The sequence below is a fragment of the Aeromonas sp. A600620 genome, assembly GCF_029479985.1.
In the GTDB taxonomy this organism is placed as follows: domain Bacteria; phylum Pseudomonadota; class Gammaproteobacteria; order Enterobacterales; family Aeromonadaceae; genus Aeromonas; species Aeromonas veronii_A.
Genome location: NZ_JAAKXB010000020.1, coordinates 64,615 through 71,027 on the forward strand (window position 1 = coordinate 64,615; position 6,413 = coordinate 71,027).

5 protein-coding genes are annotated in these 6,413 nt (G+C 58.4%); 4 read left to right on the forward strand and 1 reads right to left on the reverse strand.

The features are described 5' to 3' along the window. Window positions 1-120: 120 nt before the first annotated feature. A complete protein-coding gene (locus G5533_RS19385; protein WP_441255227.1) occupies window positions 121-2,058 on the reverse strand; it encodes an acetoacetate--CoA ligase in 1,938 nt (645 codons plus the stop codon). 191 nt (window positions 2,059-2,249) lie between these two features. Here G5533_RS19385 and pepQ point away from each other — a divergent pair, with 191 nt between their 5' ends. Genes pepQ through hemG form a run of 4 tightly spaced genes read left to right on the forward strand, consistent with a single transcriptional unit; the run spans window position 2,250 to window position 6,215 of the window. After that, on the forward strand, window positions 2,250-3,572 hold the full coding sequence (pepQ, locus tag G5533_RS19390; protein WP_111901187.1) for a Xaa-Pro dipeptidase: 1,323 nt from the start codon (window positions 2,250-2,252) through the stop codon (window positions 3,570-3,572). Continuing rightward, complete coding sequence (locus tag G5533_RS19395) at window positions 3,572-4,189, forward strand: YigZ family protein (RefSeq protein WP_421207217.1); 618 nt, start codon at window positions 3,572-3,574, stop codon at window positions 4,187-4,189. The genes pepQ and G5533_RS19395 overlap by 1 nt, the downstream gene beginning before the upstream one ends. A 36-nt stretch (window positions 4,190-4,225) precedes the next feature. Then, window positions 4,226-5,683 carry a TrkH family potassium uptake protein gene (locus tag G5533_RS19400; RefSeq protein WP_005339482.1) on the forward strand — a complete coding sequence of 486 codons (1,458 nt, stop codon included), beginning with the start codon at window positions 4,226-4,228 and terminating at the stop codon, window positions 5,681-5,683. 7 nt (window positions 5,684-5,690) lie between these two features. Continuing rightward, complete coding sequence (hemG, locus tag G5533_RS19405) at window positions 5,691-6,215, forward strand: menaquinone-dependent protoporphyrinogen IX dehydrogenase (RefSeq protein WP_005339483.1); 525 nt, start codon at window positions 5,691-5,693, stop codon at window positions 6,213-6,215. The last annotated feature ends 198 nt before the right edge of the window (window positions 6,216-6,413 follow it).

Sequence of the window (6,413 nt, forward strand, 5' to 3'; positions counted from 1 at the left end):
GAGACATTTTCAACACCTATTTAAAACATTTGTTTAACAGATCTCGAGTAAAAGCTCTTCATCACAAAACGGGCGAAAGAGAGGCGCCTTGCGGCGCCTCCGATAGATGTGAGTTTGTTATCAACTGGCCAGTTCAGGCCGGTTGCGATACTGGTTAAGCACCTCGGGATCGGCGAGGGCATGAGTATTGTTGACGGGCCGATTGTGCACCACTTCCCGCACCGCCAGTTCGACGATCTTGCCGGACTTGGTGCGGGGGATGGCATCCACCTGCAGGATGCGGGCGGGCACGTGGCGGGCGGTGCAGTGCTGTTTTATCTGCTGGCGGATCCGTTCGCGCAGCGGCTCGTCCAGCTTGCAGCCCGCCTTGAGCTTGACGAACAGCACCACCCGTTCGTCCTGCTGCCACTGCTGGCCGATGACAATGCTCTCCTCCACCTCGTCCAGCTGCTCGACATAGCGGTAAATCTCGCTGGTGCCGATGCGCACGCCGCCCGGGTTGAGGGTGGCGTCGGAGCGGCCATAGAACAGAATGCCGCCGGTCGGGGTCAGCTCGATCCAGTCGCCGTGACACCAGATGTTGTCGAACCGTTCGAAGTAGGCGGCGTGGTATTTGTCGCCATTTTCGTCGCCCCAGAAGTAGATGGGCTGAGCCGGGAACGGCTTGGTGCAGACCAGCTCGCCCTTCTCCCCCTGCACCGGCTGACCCGCTTCGTTGAATACCTGCACCGCGAGACCGAGGCCGCGCCCCTGACTCTCACCGCGATAGACGGGGCTGAGCGGGTTGCCGATGACGAAGCAGGAGCAGATATCGGTGCCACCTGAGATGGAGCTGAGCTGCACATCCTGCTTTATCTGCTGGTAGACGTAGTCGAATCCCTCCGGGGAGAGCACGGAGCCGGTGCTGCAGATGAGGCGCAAGGCAGACAGGTCGTGGCTCTTGATGGGGGCATAACCTTGCTTGTGCAACGCATCGAGATACTTGGCCGAGGTGCCGAACAAGCTGACCTGCTCGTCGCGGGCCAGATCCCACAGCACGTTGCCGTCCGGATAAAATGGCGAGCCGTCATAGAGCACCAGGGTGGCGCCGGAGGCGAGGGAGCTCACCAGCCAGTTCCACATCATCCAGCCACAGGTGGTGAAGTAGAAAATCCGCTCCCCCGGTTTGATGTCGCAGTGCAGCTGGTGCTCTTTCAGGTGTTGCAGCAGGGTGCCGCCAATACCGTGCACGATGCACTTGGGTTTGCCGGTGGTGCCGGAGGAGTAGAGGATATAGAGCGGATCGTTGAAAGCCATCGGCTCGAAGGTGAGCTGGGCATCGTGTTGGCTCGCCAGCAGTTGCTGCCAGTCGTGACCAAGCTGCAGCGGGTTGCCGAGCAGGGGGATCATCACCGTCTGCTCTATGCTGCCTAACTGGCTCACCACGCTGGCGACCTTCTGTTGAATGTCGATAGCCTTGCCGTTGTAGCGATAGCCATCCACCGCAAACAGCACTCGTGGTCGGGTCTGGCCGAAGCGCTCTACCACGCTGGCTTCGCCAAAGTCGGGGCTGGTGGAGGTCCAGATTGCCCCCAGACTGGTGGTTGCCAGCATGGCAACCACGGTTTCCGGAATATTGGGCAGATAGGCGGCGACCACATCGCCACGACCAATCCCCTGATGACGCAGCCACTGCGCCAGCCGGGCAACCTGATCACTCAGTTCACCCCAGCTAAGAGTACGGCTTGGACTTCCTTCGATACGGGAGATGATGGCCGGGCTCTCGTCCTGACGGCGCAGCAGGTTTTCGGCGAAGTTGAGGCTGCTGTCGGGGAACCAGCGGGTGCGCTGCATATCCTGACGGTTCTCCGCCACTATGTTGCCGAGCTCGCCCTTGACGCCGCAGTGCTGCCATACCAGCGGCCAGAAACGGGTGGTCTTCTCCACCGACCATTGATAAAGCTGCGGGTAGTTCTGCAACTGCAAGCCGTGGAAACGGTTCACCTCCGCCATAAAACGGTAGAGGTTGGATTGCTGCATCCCGAGCGGATCCGGTTGCCACAGGCAGAGGTTGTCCATGAGTAATCCCTGACTTCATGTATCTACCGGCAGTGTATTGAATTGTTTTTGATTTGTTAATGATTGGTTTTCTGTTGATAACAAACACGTTTGTAACGTATGCGTTACCTCACGAAGCGGCAGCTTGACGGGTCGAGCCGCCAAGCGCTTGATGTTATGCTGCAATCACATTCACCTCGGAGCAGGACGCCATGAGCAGCTACAGCCAACTTTTTGCCCAGCACCTCGATACCTTGCAGCAGCGCACCCGCGACATTCTGCAACAACAGGGGCTCAGCGGACTGGCCATCCACTCCGGCCAGACCCACCGCATCTTCCTCGATGATCAGGATTACCCGTTCAAGGTAAACCCCCACTTCAAGGCCTGGTTGCCGGTGCTGGACAATCCCCACTGCTGGCTGCTGGTGGACGGGGTGAACAAACCAATCCTGCTGTTCTACCGCCCGGTGGATTTCTGGCACAAAGTAGCGGATCTGCCCAATGCCTTCTGGGTCGAGTTCTTCGATATCCGTTTCCTGACCCGGCCGGAACAGGTGGCCGACCATCTACCTGCCAACAAGCAGGAGTGGGCCTATTTGGGCGGTCATCTGGAAGTGGCTGAACTGCTGGGGCTGACCCAGCCCAATCCGGAGGCGGTGCTCAACTACCTGCACTATCACCGCGCCTACAAGACACCTTACGAGCTGGAGTGTCTGCGCGAGGCGAACCGGATTGGGGTACGCGGCCATATCGCCGCCAAGGACTCCTTTATGGCGGGGGCGAGCGAGTTCGAGATTAATCTGGCCTACATGAAGGCGGTCGGGCAGGGGGCCAATGAGGCGCCCTACGGCAATATCGTCGCCATCAACCGCAACGCGGCCATCCTTCACTACACCCATTTGTCTGCCTTGCGGGTGCCCGATGCGGAGCGCCACTCCTTCCTGATCGATGCCGGCGTCGATTTTCATGGTTATGCCTCCGACATCACCCGTACCTGGGCGTGGCGGCGTGGTGAGTTTGCCGATCTGATTGCAGCCCTCGACGAGCAGCAGCAGGAGATCATCAAGGAGATCAAACCGGGTCGCCGCTACAGCGAGCTGCATCTGCAGATGCACCACAAGCTGGCGCGCCTGCTGCAAGCGACCGAGCTGGTGGATATGTCGGTAGACGAGATGATCAACACCGGGGTGACCAATGTCTTCTTCCCCCACGGCCTCGGCCACTTCCTCGGTTTGCAGGTGCACGATGCGGGTGGTTTCATGCAGGATGAGCGCGGCACCCATCTGGCGGCGCCCGAGCTGTTCCCCTATCTGCGCTGCACCCGGGTGATGGAGGTGGGTCAGGTGTTCACCATCGAGCCGGGGCTCTACTTCATCGACAGTTTGCTGGAGCCGCTGCGTCAGGGCGAACAGGGCAAGCGGGTCAACTGGAACAAGGTGGAAGCGCTGCGTCCGTTCGGCGGCATCCGCATCGAAGACAACGTGGTGCTGCACGCCAACGGGGTGGAGAACATGACCAGACAAGCAGGACTCTGATGGCTGCTGCGTACTCCATTCCGGCTGCCCCGCTGGAGTTGACCGAAGAGATAAAGAAGAGCCGCTTCATTACCCTGATCGCCCACACCCCGACCGTCGAGGCGGCCAAGGGGTGGGTCAACGAGATCAAACGCCAACATCCGGCCGCGCGCCATCACTGCTGGGCGTTTGTGGCGGGTGCGCCGCAAGATAGTCAGGTTTATGGCTTCAGCGATGACGGCGAACCTTCCGGTACTGCGGGCAAGCCGATCCTGGCCCAGTTGATGGGCTCGGGGCTCGGTGAAATCTGCGCCGTGGTAGTGCGTTACTACGGCGGCATCCAGCTTGGCACCGGTGGACTGGTCAAAGCCTATGGGGGCGGCGTCGGTGCCGCCCTCAAGCAACTGCCCACCCTGCTCAAGGTGCCACTCACTCCCTCTCTCATTCACTGCGATTACGGTGACATGGGGACGGTCGAGTCGCTGGTCAGCAGCCATAATGGCGAATTGCTGGCGGCGGATTACGGTCAGCAGGTCACCTTGCAGGTGGCGTGGGAGTCCTCGGTTTGGGCTCAGGTGGACCGTGAATTGACCGACCGGACTCATGGGCGGGTATCCCTCAGCCCCTTAGATGGCTAGAATCCATCGCTCTTTAATTGGGGAAAGGGAGCTGTAATGCACATTCTGAGCATTATTCGCATTGTTGGCCTGCTGGTTGCGCTGTTCAGCTCGACCATGCTGTTGCCTGCACTGGTGGCTTTTGGCTATCGGGATGGTGGTGGTGCCGAGTTCGTCAGCTCTTTTCTGATTGCCCTGCTGCTCGGCGTGGTGCTCTGGTTTCCCAATCGCTATCACAAGAAGGAGATGCGCTCGAAAGAGGGCTTTCTGATTGTGGTGCTGTTCTGGACCGTGCTGGGCAGTGTGGGGGCTGTGCCCTTCATCATGAGCGATGTGCCGGATATGTCGGTCTCGGAGGCTTTCTTCGAATCTTTCTCCGGCCTGACCACCACTGGCGCAACGGTACTGACCGGGCTCGATAATCTGCCCAAGGCGTTTCTGTTCTATCGCCAGCTGCTGCAGTGGCTGGGGGGGATGGGGATCATCGTACTGGCAGTGGCCATTCTGCCACTGCTGGGGATCGGGGGTATGCAGCTCTATCGTGCCGAGATCCCGGGGCCGGTGAAGGATACCAAGGTGACGCCGCGCATCGCCGAAACGGCCAAGGCGCTCTGGTTCATCTATCTGCTGCTGACTGCGCTCTGTGCCTTGGCATACTGGCTCGCCGGAATGACGTTGTTCGATGCGGTTTGCCATTCGTTCTCGACGCTGTCGGTCGGTGGCTTCTCCACCCACGATGCCAGCATCGGTTTCTTCAACAGTCCGGTCATCAACCTGATTACCGTGGTGTTCCTGTTGCTGGCCAGCGTGAACTTTGCGCTCCACTTTACCGTCTTCTCCCACCGCCCGGTGCGGCTCGGGCGCTACCTTTACGATTCTGAACTCAAGGTGTTCCTGGCTATCCAGGCAACCTTGGTGATGATCTGCTTTGTCGCCTTGCTGACCCACGGACACTACGCCACCTGGCAAGAGGCGCTCAACCACGGGTTGTTTCAGGCGGTCTCTCTGGGTACCACCACCGGCTACAGCACCACTACCTATGCCGACTGGCCCTCGTTCCTGCCCATGCTGCTGATGTTTTCCGCCTTTATCGGCTGTTGTGCGGGCAGTACCGGCGGTGGCATCAAGGTGATGCGTTTTATGATCCTGTTCATGCAGGGGATGCGCGAGTTGAAGCGGCTGGTTCACCCCAGAGCCATCTATACCTTGAAGCTGGGGAATCGGGCGGTGCCCGAGCGCATCGTCGAGGCGGTGTGGGGCTACTTCGCCACCTATATTATTCTCTTCTTTATGTTCATGTTGCTTTTGCTGATGACGGGACTGAACGAAGTGACCGCATTCACCGCTGTGGCTGCGGCTTTCACCAACGTAGGCCCGGGTTTGGGAGAGGTATCAGCCAACTTCGGCAATATCTCGCCGGCGGCCCAGTGGGTACTGGTGTTGGCTATGTTGTTTGGTCGATTGGAAATTTTTACGCTTCTGGTACTGTTTACTCCTGCATTCTGGCGTAGTTGAGGTTGTTATGGACAAGATTCTGGTGCTTTATTCCTCTCGGGATGGCCAAACCCGCAAAATAGTCGATGTCATGCTGGAGCAGATGCCGGGATGCGAAGTGGTGATGCATGACCTGCATACCTTGCCGATGTGCAACCTCAGCAAGTATGCCAAGGTCTTGATCGGCGCCTCCATTCGTTATGGCAACTTCCACCCCAGCTTGTTCAGCTTTATTCACGCTCATCAGGAGCAGCTGGAGGTGGCCAATGCGGCCTTCTTCTGTGTCAACCTGACGGCCCGCAAGCCAGAGAAGCAGACGCCGCAAACCAATGCTTATATGAAGAAGTTCCTGCGCCTCTCCCCCTGGAAGCCGAAAACCCTGGGGGTGTTTGCCGGTGCGCTGCAATATTCCCGCTATAACTGGTGGCAGACGCGCATCATCCAGCTGATCATGAAGATTACCGGTGGCAGTACAGACACCAGTAAGGACATTGAATTTACCGATTGGGAAAAGGTGCGCAGCTTTGCACGCGAATTCTGGTCAAAAAGGTAGCTGTGTGATGTGAATTAAGGTTTTTTTGCCCGAAACAGCCCCGCCGATGCGGGGCTTTTGTTTAATAAAACAACGGTTAAACCTGAAAGTTGTAAAAAATGCCATTTTTTGCAGTTTTCCTCTTGTCATCCCGGCGCGGCTCCCTATAATGCGCCCCTACCAGCACGGCGGAACACGCCGGACTGATGAGCCAGCTTC

Bases quoted from the DNA above. Each gene is read 5' to 3' on its own strand.
- G5533_RS19395 (WP_421207217.1), top strand. From the start codon at position 3,572: ATGGCTGCTGCGTACTCCATTCCGGCTGCCCCGCTGGAGTTGACCGAA.
- G5533_RS19400 (WP_005339482.1), top strand. From the start codon at position 4,226: ATGCACATTCTGAGCATTATTCGCATTGTTGGCCTGCTGGTTGCGCTG.
- G5533_RS19385 (WP_441255227.1), bottom strand. From the start codon at position 2,058: ATGGACAACCTCTGCCTGTGGCAACCGGATCCGCTCGGGATGCAGCAA.
- pepQ (WP_111901187.1), top strand. From the start codon at position 2,250: ATGAGCAGCTACAGCCAACTTTTTGCCCAGCACCTCGATACCTTGCAG.
- hemG (WP_005339483.1), top strand. From the start codon at position 5,691: ATGGACAAGATTCTGGTGCTTTATTCCTCTCGGGATGGCCAAACCCGC.